Origin of the sequence: Flavonifractor sp. (assembly GCF_019422385.1) — a bacterium.
In the GTDB taxonomy this organism is placed as follows: Bacteria; Bacillota; Clostridia; order Oscillospirales; family Oscillospiraceae; genus Flavonifractor; species Flavonifractor avistercoris.
The window spans coordinates 23383-41837 of the sequence record NZ_JAHZDL010000010.1; the positions used below are offsets into that span (position 1 = coordinate 23383).

An 18455-nucleotide genomic window follows, 5' to 3' on the forward strand; every position below is an offset into this window, starting at 1 on the left:
TTTCCGCGCGTTCCCCTGCCGGGCTCCGCGGCTTATTCGGCGGGCAGCTTATAGAAGTAGTGGAGCTGATCCGCGTCCTCGGGGTGGTAGATAATGGTGGCAATGTCCTCGATCATGGTGGCCACGTCGTCGGCAGACTGCCAGTAGTTCTTCTGGATGCCCCAGACGTTGCCCTCCTGGATGGCCTTCATATCCGCCAGATAGTCCCCGTTGGCCAGAATGTCTGCCACGGTGGACACGCTGACGTCGCTGGTGTTGTCATAGATCAAGATCTCGGCGTCCACCGCCCCCTGATAGAACTTCTCCACGGTCATCTTGGTGTTGCCGCCCTGGCCGGGCTCCAGCTCCGCAAAGGGATAGGTGCCGCCGGCCAGCTCCAGCATCTTGTTGACATAGTCGCCGCCATTGCGCACGTAGACGGTACCCTTGAAGATATAGGTCTGGAGGATGGTGGGGTGCTCACTCTCCCCGGCCACGCTCTCGGCCACGGCATTCACCCGCTGCACCTCTTCGTCGAAGTAGGCGTCGGCCTCCTCCTCCATGTCCAGCAGGGCGCCCACCAGCTTGACCCACTCCACGCGGCCCAGGGGGTGGTTCTCCAGGTGCTGGCTGTCGGCGATGTAGGGGATGCCCAGCTCGTCCAGCTTGGCCAGCACCTCGTCGCTGCCGTGCATGGTGTTGGCGGAGATCAGGATGATCTGGGGCGCGGCGGCGCTGATGAGCTCATAGTCGGGGGCGGAGTTCTTGCCCACATAGGTGGTGGTGCCGTCCTCAATCTGCTGGGCAACCTGCTCGATATGCCATTTATCCTTGTCGGTGGTCACCAGACTCACCTTGTCCAGCGCCCCGATGGCGTGAAACAGGGTGGCGTGGGTGGTGGAGAAGCAGCCCAGCTTGGTCAGCGGGGCCTGGAGAACGGTCATGTCCCCCGTGTCGTCCGGCGCCTCTCCCCCCTCGGGCACCCACAGGAACTTCTGTCCCGCGCCGTCGGTGATGATCTTACAGCCGTTGGCACAGTAGTCCACCGCGAAGTTGTTGGCATACTGGAGCTCCATGCTGCGCACCACGGTCAGGTCGTTCTTGTCTGCCGCAGCGGTCTCCACCACGGGGGACGGGCTGGGACTCTCCGGCACAGTCTGCTGGCCGCAGCCCGCCGCTGTGAGCAGCAGGGCGGCGGTCAGGCACAGCCCGGCCGCCCGATTCAGATGGTGTATCATTGCGATTCCTCCTTGTCATCTGGTTCTTCTCTATCTGGAAACGCGGTTTTCCACGTATTCCACCACTCCAATTTCCCCTCCAGCCGGCAGGCGTGCTCCAGCATCCTCCGGTGCATCTGGCAGTCCAGGGGGGAGGGCCCGGCCCGCCGGGCGGCAGGACAGCCCCCGCCGCACAGGCCGAAGGCGGGACAGCGGGCGCATTCCTCCGGCGGTTCCAGCCCGGGGCAGGGACTCTGCGGCAGGGCCGTCCCCGCGCCCAGCGTCCCCAGGAGGCACCCCTCCGCCCCGGCCAGGGCGGAGCAGGGCCACAGACGGCCGTCCGGCGTCACCGCCAGGGAGCGCCCGGTCTGGGCGTTGCAGTAGCAGTCCCGTCTGCAGCCCGTGCGCAGCAGCAGGCGCAGGCGCTCCAGCTCCTTGAGCCGCACCGGGCGGCCCAGCCGGGCCAGCTGATCGTGACGGGCCAGCAGGCGGTTCAAACCCTCGGCCAGCGCCTGGGGGGAGGGGGACAGCCCCGCCCCCGCGCCCCGGCCCTGGGGCCGCACCAGATCCAGGCCCACACCGTGGACGTTGCCGCACCACAGGGCGAAGTCCAGCAGACGGTCCAGGCCGCGCACACTGCCCGCCGACACCACCGCGGTCAGGTTGGCCGCCATGCCGGCCGCCGCCAGGGTCTGGAGCCCGCGGGCCGTCGCCTGGAAGGAGGGCTCCCCCTCCGGGGTGCGGCGGGCGGCGTTGTCCGGGCCCACCCCGTCCAGGCTCACCCCCACGGCCACCCGCCGGGCCCTCAGCTCCCGGCAGAGCGCCGGTGTGAGCAGCGTGCCGTTGGTCTGGATGGCGGCGTGGAACCTCCGTCCGGAGGCCCGGCCGAAGTCCAGCACCTTCGCCGCCGTGTCCCAGCGCAGCAGGGGCTCCCCGCCAGTGAACTGGATGCGCAGGGCTCCCCCCGGCGGGCAGGCCAGATCCACGGCCTCTGCCGCCCGCTCGGGGGAGAGATCCTCACCCGCCGGCCCGCTCCCGGCGTAGCAGTAGCCGCAGGCCAGATTACAGCGGTTGGTGAGGCGCAGCACCAGGGTGTCCAGCCCGCCCTTCATTGAAAGCCGTCCTCCATCACGCCCTCCATGTCCATGTAGATGCGCCGGATGGCCCGCAGCTCCTCCTCACCCGCCTGCCACATACCCCGCTGGTGGGCCTCCAGGAAGCGTTCGCTCATCTGGAGCACCGCCGCGTCGTTGACCTGCTCCATCCACCGGCGGGTCTCCTCGTCCAGGAGGAACTGCCGCGCCATGGCGTCGTACATCCAGTTGGAGGCCACCTCCGCCGCCGCGTCCCAGCCAAAAAAGGTGTCAAAGGTGGTGGACAGCTCCTGGGCGCCCTTGTAGCCGTGGCGCTTCAGGCCCTCCAGCCACTTGGGATTGAGGATGCGGCTGCGCATGACCCGGGCCAGCTCGGTCTCTACACGGGCGGTCTCCGGTCGGGCGGGGTCGGCGGTGAGGCCCGCCACGGAGACGGGCTTCTGCCCGCTGCAGTCCCGGACGCAGGCGATCAGGCCGCCATGATAGCTGTAAAAATCGTCGCTGTCCAGCATGTCGATCTCCACCGACGACTCGTTCTTGATGGTCATCCCCACGGAGGACAGCTGGCTGCGGAACAGCTCCGGCATGGCCTGGCCGTGGAAGCGGCTGCTGTACCCGTGGGCGCTCCAGAGGGTGTAGACCTGGCTCAGATCCCTCCAGCTCTCCCAGTTCTGGCTGTGGATGGCCTTGCTCACCCCTGCGCCGTAGGTGCCGGGTGGGCAGCCGAACACCCGCAGGGATGCTTGCTCTAACGCCTCATTTTCGCTCAGGCCCTCGGCCACCAGCCGCTTCCGCTCCTGGTCGGTGTGCTTTTTGACAAAGTTCTGCTCCGGGGGCTCATCCAGGCCGGCCACGGCCAGCACCGCCCGCTCCACCAGCTCCACCACGTTGGGGAAGGTGTCCCGGAACAGGCCGCTGATGCGCAGCACCGCGTCGATGCGGGGGCGGCCCAGCTCCGCCAGGGGGATGGGCTCCACCCCCACCACCTTGTCCGTCTGGCCCAGATAGCGGGGGCGCACCCCCATCAGGGCGAACACCTCTGCGATGTCCTCTCCGTTGGTTTTCATGCACTCGTCGGAGTAGACCACGATCGCTACACTCTCCGGCCAGGGTTCCCCCTTCTGGGCCCGGTAGGCGTCGACCGCCTGCTCCGCCAGCGCCTGTCCCACCGTCCATGCCGCCCGGCTGGGTACGGCGGCGGGGTCGATGGCGTAAAAGTTCCGGCCCGTGGGCAGGATGTGGGCATTCCCCCGGGAGGGACTGCCTCCGGGCAAGGGCGGGACAAAGCGCCCCTCCACCCCCGCCAGCAGCAGATCCAGCTCGTCCGTGGTTTGGCGCAGCCGGGGCGCCGCCTGGGTGCAGACAAAGTCCAGCACCCGCGCCAGCGGGGTGGTGTCCCCCGGAAAGCCCTCCTCCGCCAGGAGCTCCGCCGCAGCCTCCGGCCGGTAGCCCTCCGCCGACAGGCGGGCAAAGAGCCGCCGGGCCGTCGCAATCGCCCCGTCCACAATGCGCAGGGCGGTGCGCCCGTCGGGGTAGAGCCGCTCCGGCGCGGCCCGCAGCTCCTCGGGCGCCCACCCCTGGGCCAGCAGTATGCTGTCCTCCAGGGCGGGCACGGCGCCGTTTGGCACCCGCACCAGGGCTCGGGCCAGGTGGTCGAAGCGCTCCCCCTCTGGGGGCTGGCCGTAGATGTGCAGGCCGTCCCGCACCAGGGAGGTCTTGATGCGGCTCATCCAGCGGTGGAGGCGGGCCACCCCATCCTCCGGCTCGGCCTCCAGATCCGCCCGCTCCATCTGGAGGTCGGCAGTCACCTCCAGCTCCTCCGCCAAGGTGAAGATCCGCTCCAGCAGTGCGGGCACCTGGGCAGGCCGGGCCTGGCGGGCGTGATAGTAGCCGTCGATGGCCTCGTCCAGATCGGTGAGGCCGCCGTAGGTGTCCGCGTCGTCCATGGAGGGGATCAGGTGGTCGAGTATGCAGGCGTAGGAGCGGCGCTTGGCCTGCATCCCCTCCCCCAGGATGCTGATGTTGTAAATGTAGAGGTGGGGCATCCCGCCGATGCAGATGTCGCCGAAGCAGCCGGAGGACAGGCCGATCTCCTTGCCCGGTAGCCACTCCAGGGTGCCGTGGGTGCCCACGTGGAGCACCACGTCCGCCCCGAACACCTCGTCCACCCAGCGGTAAAAGGCCAGGTAGGAGTGGGGCGGGGTGCTGTCGGTGCTGTGGTAGAGCTCCTCCGCCCGCTCCGGCGCCGAGCGCATGGGCTGCACCCCCACAAAGAGGCTGCCGTTTCGGATACCGGGGATGACGATCTGGCTGCCGGACACCATCACGGTGCCCGGGGCGGGGCCCCAGCTCTCCTCCATCTGGGCCCGGGTCTCGGGGTTAAGACGGTCGAACCACCCCCGATACTGCTCCGCCGGCACCGTGGCCTCCGCCCGCTCCAGCGCGGCCTCCGGGGAGAGCCAGCGGTTGTCGTTGGTCACCGCCGCCCGGATGCGGGCAATGATCTCCGCCCCGCTGGAAAAGGAGTAGGCTGTGCGCAGGCCCTGGTTCTCCAGGGCCCGCACCACCCGGAATACCGTCTCCGGCGTGTCCAGGCCGTGGGCGCTGCCGATGGTGTCGCTGCGGGGCGGCATGTTGTGAAAGATGACGGCCACCTTTTTCTCCGGCATGGGCTTGCGGGCCAGTTCCGCCCAGCGGCAGGCCAGCTCCGCCACCCTCGTCACCCGGTCGGGCAGGGGGAGGCACACCTTCCGCCCGTCCGCCGTCCGCTCCGTCACCGCGTAGGGCACGGAAATGAGCTGCCCGTCAAACTCCGGCTGGTAGACGCACACGGGCAGGGAGACCAGATCCAGGCCCCGGATATCCCGCCGGTACTCGTCAGCACTGAAGTAGGTGGTGAGTCCCTGGATCACCGGCAGGCCCCAGTTCTCAAACACGCTGGCGGGCACCTGGCCCGCCCGGGCCTCCCGCCCGGCCAGGGTGGTCAGGCTGAAGCCGTAGGACACCACCAGCGCCCCCGGAATGGGGGTGCCGTCCGCCCTGCGGTAGAACCGCTCCATCCGGTAGAGGATGCCCTGCTCCGTCCCGTGGTCGGCGGCGAAGGAGTCGGACAGGGCGTATGGGACGCCCCCCCGGGCCTGAATGGCCCGCAGCAGGGCGTCCACATGCTCCAGATTGCCGGTTCTGGCGTAGTGGTCATGGATCAGCACACCGATGACCGGCCGGGTCTCGGCGGCCATCCGTGCCCGGTACCCCGCCTCCCTCTCCGGCGGCAGGAAGCCCTCCAGGGTGTACACCCCCTGCCCCCGGGGCGGGCTCGGAGGGCTGAGGGGATAATCCCCGCCGAAGCGGCCGTTGAGGGCGCAGAGCACCAGCCCCTCCAGATCCGCCGGGCTCCCCGCCTGGTAATAGCTGTCCAGCGCGGCGTAGAGGGCCGGCTCCAGCCCCAGCCTGGGGAGCAGCTCGGCCAGCTCGTCCCCCATGGTGGAGGTAAAATAGACCGGCCGCCCCTCCAGCGCCTCCCACAGCCGGGAAAAGCAGTACAGGTTCTGAATCGAGCCATGGGAGGCCAGAAAGGCCATGTCCGCCGCCGCGCCGTCGGCCAGAAGGGCCCGCTCCAGCCCGGCGTCGGCATTTATCTCCCGCACGGAGTAGACCCTGCCCTCCACCGCGCCGGGGTACCGGCGCTCCAGGGCGGCCAGGGCCTGAGGCAGGGCCCAGAGCCGGTATTCATTCATGAGCACGAAAAGCAGCTTTACCATAGACGCCTCCTTAACCCGCCGCCGGGCTGTGGCCGCGCACCAGCTGGGCCAGCGGCCTGGCCCGCAGCTCCTCCACCCGGTAGCAGGGCGCACCCATCACCTGGGCCACCTGAGCCGCCAGCCCCAGAGAGACAAACTGCCGCTCGGTGTCGATCACCACCGCTGGGATGTGGGCCTCCGCCACCCGCCGGGCGGCCCGCAGGGCCTCCTCCACCGGGTCGCCGCCCCGGCTGAAATTGGCCCGGCCGTCGGTGATGAGCACCAGCAGGGGCAGGGAATCCCGCACCCGGCGGCGCTGCCGCTCCAGCATGCGGCGGGCCTCCTCCAGCCCAGCGGCCAGCGGGGTCCGCCCGCCGGTGGGGAGGGCCTGGAGCTCCCGCTGGGCCAGCTCCACGCTGCGGGTGAGCTCCAGCACGGCGGCGGCCTCCCCGCCCCGGAAGGCCACCAGCCCCACCTGATCCCGCTTCTGGTAGGAGTCCATCAGCATGGAGAGCACCGCCTCCTTGACCTCCTTCATCCGCCTGGCCGCACCCATGGAGCCGCTGGCGTCCACGGCGAACACGATGTCCGCACCCACGCGGCTTTCCCGCACCTTCACCCGCAGGTCGGGGGGCAGGATGACCAGGCCGGACTGCCCGCCGCCCCGGCTCCACTGATAGGGGGCGGCGGCCCGCAGCGTGGCGCCCACCGCCAGATCTTCCGCCTTCCCCCGGGGGATACGGTCGCCCACGGCCCGCCCCCGCCGGGTGGCGGAGCGGGTCTTGCTGCGCCGCCCGCTGCCCCGGCGGGCCAGGCGGTCGGCCCGGGTGGTGAGCAGGGTTCTCACCTCGTAGAGGTTCTCCCCCTGCTCCAACCGCTCTCGGGACGGCCCCTGCTCCGTGGGTGGCGCGGGGGCCTGAACCCCCTCCTGCGGCGGCCCGTCGGCGGGGTGGGACTCGTCCGCCGGTCCATCCCCGCCCCCGGCCTGTCCGTCCGCTCCAGATCCCCGAGGGGGCTCCTCCCCTCTCTCCTGTCGCGGGGGCGGGCCTTCGCTTCCCTCCCGCCTACGGTGGGGCAGGGCCAGCTCCGCCGCCGTGTGGAGATCCTCCAAGTTGATGTAAGTGCGCCCGGCCAAGGCAGCCAGGGCGCGGGCGGTGTGCAGGATGGCCAGCTCCGCCCGGTGCCCGGCGGCGTTGGCCTGCCGGGCCAACAGGCAGGCGGCCTGCTCCTCCGCCTCCCCCACGTCCACCTGGGGCAGCAGGGCGCGGGCGGCGGCCAGCTGCCCGGCCAGCCGCTCCTCCCGCCGGGCCCACTGGGCGCGAAAGGCGGCGGGGGTTTCCTCAAAGGCCAAGCGGCGGCGCACCACCTCTTTCCGGGCCTCCGGCTCCCGCTCCCCCGTTACCGCCACATAGAGGCCGAAGCGGTCCAGCAGCTGGGGGCGGAGCGTCCCCTCCTCCGGATTCATGGTGCCCACCAGGGCGAAGCGGGCGGGGCAGGTGTGGGAGATGCCGTCCCGCTCCATCCGGCACACTCCGGTCTCCAGCGTGTCCAGCAGGGCGGCGGTCAGGGCGGAGGGGAGCAGATTTACCTCGTCGGCATAGAGTACCGCCCCGTCGGCCCGGGCCAGCAAACCGGGCTGGAAGGTTCTGCGGCCGGTGCGCACCGCCGTCTCCAGCTCCACACCGCCCAGCAGCATGTCCTCCGTGGCGCTTACCGGCAGCTCCAGCAGGCGCACTCCCTCCAGGCCGCCCAGGGCCCGCACCAGAGTGGACTTGGCCGTCCCCTTTTCCCCGCACAGCAGCACCCCGCCGATGCGGGGCTCCACCGCCAGGCAGAGGAGGGCCTGCTTTGCCCGCTCCTGCCCCACCACGGCGGTGAAAGGATACAGGGGCCTATCCATAGAACAGCGCCTCCCAGTCGATGCCGGCATCTCCAGCCTGCTCAAACGGGGCCCGGCGCAGGCGGTGGGGCAGGGCCAGTTCCGCCGCCCGCCGCAGCTCCTCCATTCCGGCCTCCGTCCGGCCCTCCAGAGCCGCCAGAGCCCGTGCCGTCTTGAGCATGGTGATGTCCGCCCGGTGGCCGTCCACCTGGAGAGCGGTGCACACCCGGGCCACGGTATCGAACAGGGGCTCGGGCAGGGACACCTGGGGCAGCAGGGCCTGGGCCGACCCGATCCGACGCCGGAGGGCCTCCTGCTCCGGCGCCCAGCGGGCGCAGAAGGCGGCGGGGTTTTCCTCAAAGGCCAGGCGGCGGCGCACCACCTCCTTGCGGGCCTCCGCCTCCTGTTCGCCGTGCACCTCCACCATCAGGCCGAAGCGATCCAGCAGCTGGGGCCGCAGATCCCCCTCCTCCGGGTTCATGGTGCCCACCAGGATGAAGCGGGCCGGATGGCTGTAGGAGATCCCCTCCCGCTCCACGGTGTTGACCCCCATGGCGGCGGAGTCCAGCAGCACGTCCACAATGTGATCCTCCAGCAGGTTGATCTCGTCCACGTAGAGGATATTTCCATTGGCCTGGGCCAGCAGGCCGGGCTCAAAGGCGCGGACGCCCTCCTTCAGCGCCCGCTCCAGATCCAGGGTGCCCACCACCCGGTCCTCGGTGGCGCTTACGGGGAGCTCCACCACTCGGCGGCGGTAGGGAACGGCGCGGCGGGCCGGGCTGGACCGGCACTCGTCGCACAGCGCCTCACCATCCATCCGGCAGTGGAAGGGGCACCCCTCCGCCACCTCCACCTCGTCCATCAGCTCTGCCAAACCGCGCACCGCCGTGGACTTGGCCGTTCCTTTCTCCCCCTGGATCAGCACGCCGCCCAGGCGGGGCTCCACCAGGTTGAGCAGCAGCGCGGTTTTCAGCTTTTCCTGCCCCACCAGGGCTGAGAAGGGGTATTCGTATCGTTCCATTTGCGCATGACCGCCTTTCTGTATCGGGAAGATGAACGCAAAAAACCGGGGTCGGAGCGTGCTCCGATCCCGGTTTTCCTGCAAACAGTTCATCCCCCGCCTACGGGGGATATTCCTCTGCCGCACACTGGCTCCTGAGATCCGAAGAGCATGTCCTGTGCACGCAGCAGGCAGGTTTTCTGACTCATGCGTCTCCGTCCACGCCAGCCTTCCCGGCATTACCTGCCAGTGGCATTTTTGGCGGGACTCCGCAATTACAGCAGCGGCCCTGTGCGGGAGTTTCACCCGGCTTCCCTTTTCCGTCTCCACCCGGAGGGGAGACGCACCTGTGCGTTCGCTATTTTATTTGTAGCAACTTGATTGTATTCCCCATTTTATTCGTTGTCAATCGTTAATTTCCTTTCGGAGAGATTTTGCCCATTCTGAGGTGGAGGCGAACTGCCGTAAGTGCCTGCCAAACGCCTTTTGCGGGCGGAAACCCGCACCCACTTCTCGGGAGAAGCGCACAGCGTGCGGCAAAGTGCAGAGAGGGACAAGCCAGGGAGCGACCGCCGTCACGGCCGTGTCACCCCTGTGTGCCGGTTTCGGGGCAGGGGTGGGGCAGGGCCCCCTGAAACGGGATTTTGGCGGCGTTGGGCCGCGTGTGGGCAAGTGGTTCCTGGGCGGGAGTGTCACGGAAAATCTGCCCTCCCAGAGTAGCATGAATTCCAGAGAGAAAAGGCCTCCGGGGGCCCGATTCTGGGTTCTCCGGAGGCGTTCGATTTTAGTACTAGGATAAAGGACCGACGTCGGTGAACCGCCGCCGGCCCAATCACAACGCCCCGCAGTGCGGGGCGTGCCAAGGGGTTGCGGGATTTCGGCTCAGACCAAGCTTAGGTGGTCGCTGAAGGCGGAGTTCGAAGTTTTAGGTGGTCGGTAGTATTGAGAAAGGCAGTGTTACCAGCTGGTTCCAGCCTTTTTGACCGCCGCTGTGGGGGCGTTTGGGCTGGGGACATCCTTCCACGCCGGGGTACGCAAATCCTGCGCCACATAAAACAAAGATAGGGTCTTTTGCGCTGGACGGGAAATGATACGTTGTAACAAAGAAAAGGCAAATGATAATGTTCTGTTAACTCTGCGTCGTTGGCCTAGCTATTTCTCCTCTTCTGCGGTATGTTGTGTTGCTGCAAAGGAGGTAATAAGCCATGGCAAAACGTAGAGCCAACGGGGAGGGAAACCTCCGCAAGCGCAAGGACGGTCGCTGGGAGGGCCGGTACACCGCCGGCCGCGACCCGGAGACGGGCAGGGCCATCTACAAGAACGTCCTGGGAAAAACCCAGGCAGAGGCCAAGGCCAAGCTGAAACAAGCAATCGAGGAAGCGAAAGGACTGGACACGGCCAAGGTTGGCCGGTACACGGTGGGGCAGTGGATGGAGGTGTGGTTTGAGCACTACGCCAAGATAAAAGTACGGCCATCCTCCCACCAGACCTACCGGGGCTACATCGACAACCACATCAAACCCAACATTGGCAAGGTCCCCCTGGAAAAACTCACTCCTCTGGAATTGCAGAAGTTCTACAAGAAGCTGCTGGAGCAGGGAAGGGCAGGCCGGCTGGAGTCCAGGCACCAGGCCAAGGGGCTGAGCCCCAAGACCGTGCGGAACATCCACCAGATCATCTCCTCTGCGATGAACTTAGCCAGGGAGCAGAAACTGATCACCGCAAATCCTGCGGAGGGCTGTGCCCTGCCCCGGCTGGAGCACAAGGAGATGAAAACCCTGCTGGTGGAGCAGCTCCAGTCCTTCCTGAGAGAGTCCAAGGACAGCGGCGTGTTTGAGCTCTACTATCTGGAATTGGCTACTGGGCTCCGCCGGGGAGAACTTCTCGGCCTGAAATGGGTGGACATTGATTTGGAGCGGGGTGACCTCCGGGTACGGCGGCAGATCGCCCGGATCAACGGCGAGGTGGTGGAGGCGCCCCTGAAAACGAAAAACGCCTACCGCACCCTGCCGCTGGCAGAGGATACGATAGGCGTTCTGAAAGCACAGAAACAGAAAACAGGAGACAGCCCGTGGGTGTTCCCTAGCCCCACCGGCAGGCCGATTTCACCGGACAGCGTGCTGCACATGCTCCACCGGGTGCTGAAACGGGCAGGGCTACCTCGAGTGAGGTTCCACGATTTGCGTCACACATTTGCCACCCTGGCCCTCCAGAACGGGGTGGACGTGAAAACGGTATCCGGAATGCTGGGGCACTTCTCGGCGGGGTTTACCCTGGACACCTACGCCCATGTGACCACGGCCTCCCAGCGCCAGGCGGCCAAAACGATGGGCAGTATCCTCTCCGGCAGTCTCCAGCCCTGAACGCTCCGAGATCCCGTATGGGTCACGGTTTGGGTCAGATAAAAACGGCAAAAATAATCATCCAGAAAAAATGATGAAAACAAGAGAAAACCCGTCAGAATCCATGGATTCTGACGGGTTTATGGTTGCGGGGGATGGATTTGAACCACCGACCTCCGGGTTATGAGCCCGACGAGCTACCAAACTGCTCTACCCCGCGATATGGTGCCGGAGACCGGGGTCGAACCGGCACGGGATTTCTCCCACGGGATTTTAAGTCCCGGGCGTCTGCCAATTCCGCCACTCCGGCGTGGAGGGCTCCAGTCTCGCGTTTTTTGAGTGCTTGATTATTATATGACAACGGAATGGATTTGTCAAGCCCTAAATTTCAGCCCGCCGGGGCGTGGCGGGCGGGGGAGGGGAAAAGGGCGGGTTTTGTCGTAAAGCTTTGGTAAAATCCGTTGCGGTTTCGGCGCAAAGCGTATAAACTATAAGGACTTGAACTGTGAGGTGTGCAACCATGAAATGCGGAATTGTGGACGTGGGCTCCAACACCATGCGCCTGTCCATCTACCACTGGGAGGGGCGGCGCTTCAAGCTGCTGATGAACAAGAAGGAGATGGCCGGCCTGGCCGGATATATCAAGGAGGGCGTGCTCTCCGACAGCGGCATCCTGGTGGCCTGCCGGGTGCTGGCGGGGTACAAGGCCCTGCTGGACAACTTTGACATCAAGGAGCTTCACGTATTCGGTACGGCGCCCCTGCGCAACATCGTCAACACCGAGGAGGCCCTGGACACCATCCGGGCGGTCACCGGCGTGGGGGTGGAAGTGCTCTCCGGCGCGGACGAGGCGGCCCTGTCCTTCCTGGGGGCCACGGTAGGGGGCGGCGCTCCGGCGGCGGGCCTGCTGGCCGATATCGGCGGCGGTTCCACTGAGCTGGTGGCCTATGAGAACTGCGCCATCACCTCCGGGTGCAGCCTGCCCATGGGCTCCCTGTCCCTGTTTACCGACTATGTCTCCGGTCTGTTCCCCACCAGGGAGGAGCGGCGGGCCCTGCGGAACCGGGTGGAGAGCGAGCTGGAGCGGGCCCGCACCGCCGGGGTGCACTGCGCCCATCTGACGGGCGTGGGCGGCACCATCCGGGCGGCGGCCAAGCTGTATAATGCCTGCTCCGGCGCGGATCCGGCCAACCGGGTGATTCCGGCGGAGGAGCTGCGTGGCCTCTACAAGGAGCTGAAAAAGGGGGATCAGGGCACCCTGCGGCAGATTCTCCGCACCGCGCCCGACCGGGTGCACACCATCCTGCCCGGCCTAGTGATCCTCAATGCGGTGGTGAAGAGCTATGGGGTGGAGACCATCTCGGTCAGCGCCTGCGGCGTGCGGGAGGGCTACCTGCTCCAACGTGTGATGGGAGTGGAAAATCATGACGAATGAAGTGGATACCCGATACACCCAGGAGCGGGAGCTGTCTTGGCTGCGGTTTGACGAGCGGGTGCTCGCCGAGGCCAGGGACGAGACCGTCCCCCTGTTCGAGCGGCTGAAATTCGCCGCCATCTTTACCAGCAACCTGGACGAGTTCTTCATGATCCGGGTGGGCTCCATCTCCGACATGGCCCTATCCAAGGAGCACCATGTGGACAGCAAGAGCGGCCTCACCCCCAACCAGCAGCTCCAGGCCATCTGCAAGGCGGTGCCCGCCCTGTACAAGCAGCGGGACAAGATCGTCTCCCAGCTGGAGAAGCGGCTGCGGGCCTGCAACATCTGCTCCCTGACGGTGGACGAGTTGGATGGCAAGGAGCGCAAGCAGGTGGAGCGGTGGTTCAAGGACTACGCCGCCCCCGTCCTCTCCCCTCTGGTGGTGGATATCCACCACCCCTTTCCCCACCTGCCCTCCAAGAGCCTGACGGTGGTGCTCACCCTGCGGCAGGGGGGCGAGCGGCGCTTCGGCCTGGTGCCCATACCCCGGGCCCTGCCCGCCTTTTACCAGCTGGAGGAGCGGGGGCTGCGCTACCTGCTCACCGAGCAGATCATCATGGCCTTTGCCGACACCCTCTTTGACAACTACCAGGTGGAGGAGAAGCACGTCATCGCCGTCACCCGCAACGCCGACATCAGCCCCGAGGACGAGGACTACGACGTGGGGGAGGACTTCCGGGCCCACATGCTCAAGGTGCTGAAAAAGCGCTCCCGCCTGGCGCCGGTGCGGCTGGAGGTGCAGGGCAGCCCCTCCGACGAGCTGCTGGACTACCTGTGCCCCAGGCTGGAGCTGACCCGGGACTACGTGTTCGTCTCCAAGGCGCCCCTGTCCATGGGCTATGTCTACGCCCTGGAGGGGAAGCTGCCCCCGGAGAGCGCTGCCGCCCTGTGCTACCCCAAGTACACCCCCCAGTGGCCGGCCTGGCTCCACAAGGGGGAGAAGATGATCCCCCAGATCCTCCGGCGGGACGCCCTGCTGTTCTACCCCTACCACTCCATGGAGCCCTTCCTCCGGCTGGTGAAGGAGGCGGCCAACGATCCCAGCGTGCTGTCCATCAAGATCACCATCTACCGCCTGGCCTCCACCGCAAAGCTGGTGGAGTACCTGGCCGCCGCCGCCGAGAACGGCAAGGACGTGACGGTGCTCATGGAGCTGCGGGCCCGCTTTGACGAGCAGGCCAACATCGCCTGGGCCCAGCGGCTGGAGGAGGCGGGGTGCACCATCCTCTACGGCTTTGAGCACTACAAGGTTCACTCCAAGATCTGCCTGATCACCCGCCGGGAGAAGGGCCGCATCCAGCACATCACCCAGATCGGCACCGGCAACTACAACGAAAAGACCGCCAGGCTGTACACCGACTTCTGCCTCATGACCGCCAGCCCCGCCATCGGGGCCGACGCGGCGGCCTTCTTCCAGAACATGTCCACCTCCAACCTGGAGGGGGAGTACCAGCAGCTGCTGGTGGCCCCCCACTCCCTCAAGCCCCGGCTGCTGGAGCTGATGGACGGGGAGATCGAGAAGGCCAGAAGGGGGGAGAAGGCCCGCATCTTCATCAAGGTCAACTCGGTCACCGACCGGCAGCTCATCGACAAGCTGGCCCAGGCCAGCCAGGCCGGCGTGCCCATCACCCTCAACGTGCGGGGCATCTGCTGCCTGCGGCCGGGGGTGCCGGGGCTCACCGACCATATCCGGGTGTTCTCCGTGGTGGGCCGCTTCCTGGAGCATCCCCGCATCTACGCCTTCGGCGCGGGGGCGGAGACCAGCGTGTACATCGGCTCGGCCGACCTCATGACCCGGAACACCGAGCGGCGGGTGGAGATCGCCTGCCCCGTCACCGACCCCGCCGTCCGCCGGCAGATCAAGCACTATGTGGAGCTCTACTGCTCCGACAACGTGAAGGCCCGCAACCTGGGGGTGGAGGGCACCTATACTCCGGTGCCCCGGGCCGAGGGGGCCCCTGCGGTGGACGCCCAGGCCGCCCTCATGGCGGAGGCGGAGCTGGAGGCCGCCTCCGCCGCCGCCCGGCCCGCCCCCGCCCCGGAGAGCCGGAACGGCCTGCTGGGCCGCCTGCTGGGCCGCTTCCGCCGGTAAATTGTAAAATTTCCGCTTCCTCCCCTTGATCTGTGTGCTATAATGTGGGTAGCGAGTAAATCCCTGCGGATGCACAAGGAGGCAATTACGCAACCATGCCCAATTATTACGCGCACCTGAAATTTGGCGATAAAGTCCTGGAGGAGCTGCCCCGGGAGCTGGCCGGACGCATCGGAAGGGAGGAGGCGGCCTTCCACTTGGGCTGCCTGGGCCCGGATCCCCTGTTCTTCTACCACCCCATCCGGCCCAACGGGGTGCGGCGGGAGGGGGTGCGCATGCACCGGGCCTCCGCCCTGCCCGCGGCGGAGCGGCTCCGCCAGGCCATTGAGGACGGCGTGCCCATGGCCGCCGGCTATGGGGCGGGCTTCCTCTGCCACCTGGCCCTGGACAGCGCCTGTCACGGCTATGTGGACAGCCGGGCCGCCGACGGCCCCATCTCTCACATGGCCATCGAGGGGGAGTACGACCGCATGCTCATGGAGCGGGACGGCCTGGACGCCTCGGAAAAGGCCCACCTGCCGGCCAGCCCGGCGGACAGGGCGGTTTGGGAGGCGGCCTCCATGGCCTTTGTCCACGCCTCCCCGGAGCAGATGCGCCGGGCCTACCGCTCCATGAACTTCTACTCCAGCTTCCTGGCCCGCTCCAACGGGCGGGTGCGGGGCAAGGTGATCGGCGCGGTGAGCCATATGCTGCCCATCCCCTCCGCCAAGGGCATCGCCCTGAAGGAGGAGCCCCACCCCTCCGCGGCGGAGAGCAACGCGGATCTGGATCAGCTGCTGGAGGCCGCCGTCCCGGAGACGGCGGAGCAGCTCACCGCCTTCTTCCGCGCCATCGAGGAGGAGGCCCCCGTCCCCCACTGGTTTGACCGGGACTTCAAGGGCAACCCGCCCCGCCCCACGCAGCGCATCTCCTGGCCCTCCGGACGAACCAGGCATCTCACGGTTACTTAACAGACGGCAGAGCCGCAGGCGGAAACGCCGAAAAACCGGCAGGCAGAAGTGCCTGCCGGTTTTTCCGTACGGGGTGTACCAGAGGAAGACGGCAGATCCGCTTCTGCCGGAGAATGGCCAGACGCAGAGGAAGAGGCGGTCCAGCGGCCTATTCCAAACGCGCCTGTACAGAAGAGTGCGGTCCGACAGAGGCACTTTGCAGCAATTCATCCAACCGCAGCAGGGCGGCCAGAAACACCAGCACAGAGGCCCACAGGTTGGTGCGGGCGGACTGTGCCGTCTCGTAGCCGGCCTCCCGGTCGGTCTTTACCGCCAGACAGAGGAAGAACCCCAGGCACCCCACCACCAGGGCCGAGGCCCACAGCCGAATGGGGAAGACCTCCGGCAGCTCCTCCGCCCCCGCCCCGTCCCCCCGGAGGATTCTGCACAGCCCCTCCCGCTGGATGGACACCCCCCAGTAGGACAGACCCACCGACAGCAGCAGCAGGCCCAGGAACAGCAGGCTCCCGTCCACCGCGCACAGCTGCTCCCGCAGCGTTTTTTCCTCCATTGTGCCCACCCCCTGACTCAGTTTATCCACCGGAAGAGGAAAAGGTGTAAAAGGACCAGACGGACAGTGCCCGTCCTGGTGAAGCTGGAATACCCCGCTGTCTGATGTGTATGTCCCCTTCATAATCTGACCTTATTATTTTTGAAAAAACTGAATATTTTCAAAAGGTCAGTTCGAGGTTAGGATGATGGCATAAATCAGAGAAAAGGGAGGCCCCTGTAATGAAGGAACGGAACAAGCTCCATCTGCTGATCATGTCCGCCCTGTTCGCGGCGGCCATTGCGGTGATGACCGCCTACCTGCTTCACATACCCATCCCCACCGGCGGCTACATCCACGTGGGAGACGCGCTGATCTATCTGGCGGCCTGCCTGCTGCCCGCCCCCTACGCCGTGGGGGCGGCCATGGTGGGGGCCGGGCTGGCGGATCTGCTCACCGCCCCCATGTGGGTGGTGCCCACCCTGGTGATCAAGGCCGTGGTGGCCCTGCTCTTCACCAGCAGATCCCCCCGGCTGCTCTGCCCCCGGAACCTGGCCGCGGCGGCGGGTACCTGCCTGCTCTCCCCGGCGGCGTACGGCCTGGCGGCCTGCCTGCTGATGGGCAGCGTCCACGCCTTCTGGCCCCAGTTCCTGGGCACCCTGGTGCAGGGCGTGGGCAGCGGCGTGCTCTTTGTGGTGCTGGGCCTGGCGCTGGAGCGCTCCGGCCTGAAGGCCCGCTTCTCCGCCGCGTAAGGCAGAGAAGAAAATCCCCGGACGGCACAGCCGTCCGGGGATTTTTGCATCAGAACTGGGTGCCGCCGAACTCGTGGAAGGTGAGGTTGGGGTTGCGCTCCTGCGTCCAGCCCACGGCCCACTGGGAGCCGAACAGCAGCAGCTGGTTGCCCTTGTAGTCCTCCACCAGCTTCACGTCGGTGCCCAGGATCAGATCCTCCTCCTTGACGGGCTCCCCGTCGTCGGTGGTGATCCACCGCAGGTACTCGTAGGGCAGGCCCTCCATGTAGAGCTCCACGTTGTACTCGTTTTTCAGCCGGTACTCCAGCACGTCGAACTGGAGGGTGCCCACCACGCCCACGATGACCTCCTCCATGCCGGTATAGGGGGTCTTGAAGATCTGGATGGCGCCCTCCTGGGCGATCTGCTCCATGCCCTTCACGAACTGCTTGCGCTTCATGGTGTCCAGAGAGCGCACCCGCTTGAAGTGCTCGGGGGCAAACGTGGGGATGGGGTCGAACTGGAACTTCTTGCCCGGGGCGCACAGGGTGTCGCCGATGGAGAAGATGCCCGGGTCGAACACGCCGATGATGTCGCCGGCGTAGGCCTCCTCGATGATCTCCCGCTCGGCCGCCATGAGCTGCTGGGGCCGGGACAGGCGGATCTTCTTGCCGCCCTGGACGTGGTAGACCTCCTTGTCCGCGTCAAACCGGCCGGAGACGATGCGCAGGAAGGCGATCCGATCCCGGTGGGCCTTGTTCATGTTGGCCTGGATCTTGAACACAAAGCCGGAGAAGTCGTCGTCCATGGAGTCCACCACCAGCTCCCCGGCCTTCCGGGGCAGGGGGGGCGTGGTCATGCGCAGGAAGTGCTCCAGGAAAGGCTCCACGCCGAAGTTGGTGAGGGCGGAGCCGAAGAACACCGGGGACAGCTTGCCGTGGCGCACCCGGTCCAGATCGAACTCGGCGGCGGCGCCGTCCAGCAGCTCGATCTCGTCGGTGAGCTGCCGGTGCAGCCGCTCCCCGATCAGGCCGTCCAGGTTGGGATCGCCCAGCTCCACCTCGGTGGCGGTGGCCGCCTTGGCGCCGCCGTTGGAGGTAAAGTGGATGATCTTCTTGGAGCCCCGGTCGTACACACCCTGGAACTCCTTGCCGCAGCCGATGGGCCAGTTCACCGGGTAGGTCTCGATGCCCAGCTCCTTCTCCAGCTCCTCCAGCAGCTCGAAGGAGTCCTGGGCCTCCCGGTCCATCTTGTTGATGAAGGTGAAGATGGGGATGTCCCGCATGGCGCACACCTTGAACAGCTTGCGGGTCTGGGCCTCCACGCCCTTGGCCGCGTCGATGACCATCACCGCGCTGTCCGCCGCCATCAGGGTGCGGTAGGTGTCCTCGGAGAAGTCCTGGTGGCCGGGGGTGTCCAGAATGT

The 18455-nt window shown here is 66.8% G+C and carries 12 protein-coding genes, 2 tRNA genes and 1 riboswitch; of the genes, 5 read left to right on the plus strand and 9 right to left on the minus strand.

Translation table 11 applies throughout. The features are described 5' to 3' along the window. Window positions 1-32: 32 nt before the first annotated feature. From QZ378_RS02700 to QZ378_RS02720, 5 genes are read right to left on the minus strand one after another with little or no spacing between them, the layout of a single operon-like run. Window positions 33-1217 carry an ABC transporter substrate-binding protein gene (locus QZ378_RS02700; RefSeq protein WP_131971048.1) on the minus strand — a complete coding sequence of 395 codons (1185 nt, stop codon included), beginning with the start codon at window positions 1215-1217 and terminating at the stop codon, window positions 33-35. Beyond that, complete coding sequence (locus tag QZ378_RS02705) at window positions 1214-2308, minus strand: radical SAM protein (protein WP_131971050.1); 1095 nt, start codon at window positions 2306-2308, stop codon at window positions 1214-1216. The genes QZ378_RS02700 and QZ378_RS02705 overlap by 4 nt, the downstream gene beginning before the upstream one ends. Next, on the minus strand, window positions 2305-6051 hold the full coding sequence (locus QZ378_RS02710; RefSeq protein ID WP_291257224.1) for a cobaltochelatase subunit CobN: 3747 nt from the start codon (window positions 6049-6051) through the stop codon (window positions 2305-2307). The genes QZ378_RS02705 and QZ378_RS02710 overlap by 4 nt, the downstream gene beginning before the upstream one ends. Window positions 6052-6061: 10 nt before the next feature. Next, window positions 6062-7930 (minus strand): VWA domain-containing protein, encoded by a 1869-nt coding sequence (locus QZ378_RS02715; protein WP_055271569.1) that lies wholly within the window; start codon window positions 7928-7930, stop codon window positions 6062-6064. After that, a complete protein-coding gene (locus QZ378_RS02720; RefSeq protein ID WP_009260728.1) occupies window positions 7923-8930 on the minus strand; it encodes an AAA family ATPase in 1008 nt (335 codons plus the stop codon). Before QZ378_RS02720 ends, QZ378_RS02715 begins: the two co-directional genes overlap by 8 nt. 151 nt (window positions 8931-9081) lie before the next feature. Further along, window positions 9082-9275, minus strand: a riboswitch (cobalamin riboswitch). An 839-nt stretch (window positions 9276-10114) separates the two neighbouring features. Between QZ378_RS02720 and QZ378_RS02725 the strand changes: the two genes are divergently transcribed. Next, the gene (locus QZ378_RS02725; RefSeq protein WP_009260727.1) at window positions 10115-11272 is read left to right on the plus strand and encodes a site-specific integrase; all 1158 of its coding nucleotides are present in this window, start codon (window positions 10115-10117) and stop codon (window positions 11270-11272) included. A 122-nt stretch (window positions 11273-11394) separates the two neighbouring features. Here QZ378_RS02725 and QZ378_RS02730 read toward each other — a convergent pair. Beyond that, window positions 11395-11471 (minus strand) — tRNA-Met (locus QZ378_RS02730). Between the two features lie 3 nt (window positions 11472-11474). Further along, window positions 11475-11561, minus strand: a tRNA-Leu gene (locus QZ378_RS02735). A gap of 210 nt (window positions 11562-11771) precedes the next feature. Here QZ378_RS02735 and QZ378_RS02740 point away from each other — a divergent pair. From QZ378_RS02740 to QZ378_RS02750, 3 genes are all read left to right on the plus strand, one after another. Beyond that, window positions 11772-12686, plus strand: coding sequence for a phosphatase (locus QZ378_RS02740; RefSeq protein WP_191528749.1), 915 nt, complete (start codon window positions 11772-11774; stop codon window positions 12684-12686). Then, window positions 12676-14820 carry a polyphosphate kinase 1 gene (gene ppk1, locus QZ378_RS02745; RefSeq protein WP_191379629.1) on the plus strand — a complete coding sequence of 715 codons (2145 nt, stop codon included), beginning with the start codon at window positions 12676-12678 and terminating at the stop codon, window positions 14818-14820. Before QZ378_RS02740 ends, ppk1 begins: the two co-directional genes overlap by 11 nt. A gap of 95 nt (window positions 14821-14915) precedes the next feature. Further along, window positions 14916-15770, plus strand: a complete 855-nt coding sequence (locus tag QZ378_RS02750; protein ID WP_191379630.1) for a zinc dependent phospholipase C family protein — start codon at window positions 14916-14918, stop codon at window positions 15768-15770. Window positions 15771-15918: 148 nt separating this feature from the next. Here QZ378_RS02750 and QZ378_RS02755 read toward each other — a convergent pair whose 3' ends face one another. After that, entirely contained in the window at window positions 15919-16320 is a 402-nt protein-coding gene (locus QZ378_RS02755; protein ID WP_191379631.1) for a hypothetical protein, read from the minus strand. A gap of 221 nt (window positions 16321-16541) precedes the next feature. Here QZ378_RS02755 and QZ378_RS02760 point away from each other — a divergent pair, with 221 nt between their 5' ends. Further along, a complete protein-coding gene (locus tag QZ378_RS02760) occupies window positions 16542-17051 on the plus strand; it encodes a TIGR04002 family protein (RefSeq protein WP_191379632.1) in 510 nt (169 codons plus the stop codon). Between the two features lie 49 nt (window positions 17052-17100). On the opposite strand, the gene QZ378_RS02765 is transcribed toward QZ378_RS02760, so the two are convergent. Continuing rightward, the coding region (locus QZ378_RS02765; protein ID WP_291257225.1) for a peptide chain release factor 3 at window positions 17101-18455 on the minus strand (1355 nt) is incomplete at its 5' end.

What these genes read in the sequence shown, in the direction of transcription:
- QZ378_RS02700 (WP_131971048.1), bottom strand. Translation starts at nt 1,217, where the DNA reads ATGATACACCATCTGAATCGGGCGGCCGGGCTGTGCCTGACCGCCGCC.
- QZ378_RS02705 (WP_131971050.1), bottom strand. Translation starts at nt 2,308, where the DNA reads ATGAAGGGCGGGCTGGACACCCTGGTGCTGCGCCTCACCAACCGCTGT.
- QZ378_RS02710 (WP_291257224.1), bottom strand. Translation starts at nt 6,051, where the DNA reads ATGGTAAAGCTGCTTTTCGTGCTCATGAATGAATACCGGCTCTGGGCC.
- QZ378_RS02715 (WP_055271569.1), bottom strand. Translation starts at nt 7,930, where the DNA reads ATGGATAGGCCCCTGTATCCTTTCACCGCCGTGGTGGGGCAGGAGCGG.
- QZ378_RS02720 (WP_009260728.1), bottom strand. Translation starts at nt 8,930, where the DNA reads ATGGAACGATACGAATACCCCTTCTCAGCCCTGGTGGGGCAGGAAAAG.
- QZ378_RS02725 (WP_009260727.1), top strand. Translation starts at nt 10,115, where the DNA reads ATGGCAAAACGTAGAGCCAACGGGGAGGGAAACCTCCGCAAGCGCAAG.
- QZ378_RS02740 (WP_191528749.1), top strand. Translation starts at nt 11,772, where the DNA reads ATGAAATGCGGAATTGTGGACGTGGGCTCCAACACCATGCGCCTGTCC.
- ppk1 (WP_191379629.1), top strand. Translation starts at nt 12,676, where the DNA reads ATGACGAATGAAGTGGATACCCGATACACCCAGGAGCGGGAGCTGTCT.
- QZ378_RS02750 (WP_191379630.1), top strand. Translation starts at nt 14,916, where the DNA reads ATGCCCAATTATTACGCGCACCTGAAATTTGGCGATAAAGTCCTGGAG.
- QZ378_RS02755 (WP_191379631.1), bottom strand. Translation starts at nt 16,320, where the DNA reads ATGGAGGAAAAAACGCTGCGGGAGCAGCTGTGCGCGGTGGACGGGAGC.
- QZ378_RS02760 (WP_191379632.1), top strand. Translation starts at nt 16,542, where the DNA reads ATGAAGGAACGGAACAAGCTCCATCTGCTGATCATGTCCGCCCTGTTC.